Genomic DNA, 1,925 nt, shown 5'->3' on the forward strand with positions numbered 1-1,925 from the left:
CCGTGGATGGTGAAAGACGAGCAGGCCGACCGCGCGGTGCTGGCCTGCCTTCATTCGTCCGACGAGCACTGGCCGTGGGACTGGTCCGCCACGCAGAGTTTCTTGCTGGAAGACGGCGCGCTCCATGTGACGCTGGAGGTAGTCAACCGGTCCGACCGCGCGATGCCCTGCGGCCTCGGCCAGCACCCCTACTTCGTGCGCGAACCGGGCGGCCGGCTGCAGTTCGCCGCAGAGGGCGTATGGATCAACAATGCCGGCATGATCCCCGAACACCCTGCCCCGGCCGACCACTTCGGCAACTTCGCGCAGGGCGCCGTGCCACGGGCAGACACCCTGACCGACAACTGCTGGTTCGGCTGGAACGGCACCGCCGCATGGCAAGGCGTCGAACTCCGGTCAGACGACGCGCGGTTCGTCCATGTCTTCGCCCCGCCTGGTGAGGATTTCGTCTGCATCGAACCTACCAGCCAGATGCCCGATGCGTTCAACCGTCGCGACAATGCAGGCACCGCCGTCCTCGAACCGGGCCAGAGCGCAGGTCTGGGCATGGTCATCCGCGCTGCTCCGAATTGACCAGCTCGAATTGACCGGCTCATGCTCGCCCGGCACGTAATCGCTGGCGGCGTTGCAGGAAAATTGTAATAGGCTGAACATGTAAGCGGCGGGTTTCCGTAGCGACCCGGTCCGCCGCACGGGGGATCAGGCCAGCGTGACAGATCAGGATACGACCCAGGACAAACCCACAGACCGCGCCAGCCCCCGGCTGCGGCGGCGCACCGCGCGGCGATCCCGCGCCACCGTCACCATCGCCGACGTGGCCGAGCGGGCCGAAGTCTCGTTGATGACGGTCTCGCGCGTGATGAACGACAAGGGCAACGTCAAGGAAGACACCCGCGTCCGCGTGCTCAAGGCGATCGAAGAACTCAACTACTCGCCCAGCGCCGCCGCCCGCAACCTTGCCGCCGCTGCGGAGGTCCGCATCGGCCTGCTCTACGCCAACCCCAGCGCCGGCTATATCAACGAGTTTTTGGTCGGCAGTCTCGATCAGGCGAACCGGTCGAACGCGCAGCTCCTCGTCCAGCTCTGCGACAACGAGGACGAAGTGCTCACCATCGTGCGCCGACTGGTCGGCAACGGCATCGACGGCGTCGTTTTGCCGCCGCCGCTGTGCGACAGCACGGCGATCCTCGACCTGCTGCTGGAATGCGGCACGCCGACGGTGATCGTGGCATCGGGCAAGCCGTCAAAGAACCTGTCCTCGGTCAACATCGACGACCTGGGCGCGGCCGAGGCGATGACGCGCCACCTCGTCGCGCTGGGCCACCGACGGATCGGCTTCATCAAGGGCAACCCCAACCAGAGCGCCGGGGCGCGGCGCCTCCAGGGATTCCAGGCAGCGCTGAGCGACAACGGCATCGCGATCGACGAGGAGTTGGTCCTGCCTGGCCTGTTCACTTATCGCTCGGGCCTTGAGGCGGCGCACCGCCTGCTGGAACGCGATGAGCCGCCGACGGCGATCTTCGCCAGCAACGACGACATGGCGGCGGCAACCGTCTCGGTCGCGCATCGGCTGGGCTTCGACGTGCCCGGCGACGTCACCGTGGTCGGCTTCGACGATGCCCCGCAGGCGACTTTCACCTGGCCTGAACTGACCACGATCCGCCAGCCCATCGCTGAGATGTCGCGCATGGCGGTGCAACTGCTGGTCGAGGAAATCCGGGGCCGCCGCGAGGAACGCGCCTTCACGCCCTCGCACGTGCAGATGCCCTTCGAGTTCATCCAGCGCGAGTCCGACGCGGCGCCGCATCAGGGGTGAACGAGGGCCTGCGTCGCCCGGGATGGCACGGAGGCATCACCACCCCTCGTCATTGCGAGCGCAGGGCAGCAATCCAGGGCAGCCTTACACCGCTCTGGATTGCTGCGCT

The 1,925-nt window shown here is 66.9% G+C and carries 2 protein-coding genes; both read left to right on the forward strand.

Annotation, left to right across the window (positions count from 1 at the left end):
- Window positions 1-573 (forward strand): aldose epimerase family protein (locus ACYPYD_RS24065; protein ID WP_459665955.1); only part of this gene is annotated, 573 nt, incomplete at its 5' end.
- A gap of 190 nt (window positions 574-763) precedes the next feature.
- Window positions 764-1,816: a LacI family DNA-binding transcriptional regulator gene (locus tag ACYPYD_RS24070; RefSeq protein WP_036529878.1), complete on the forward strand. Its 1,053-nt coding sequence runs from the start codon at window positions 764-766 to the stop codon at window positions 1,814-1,816.
- The last annotated feature ends 109 nt before the right edge of the window (window positions 1,817-1,925 follow it).

It is taken from the genome of Novosphingobium sp. 11B (assembly GCF_054589055.1).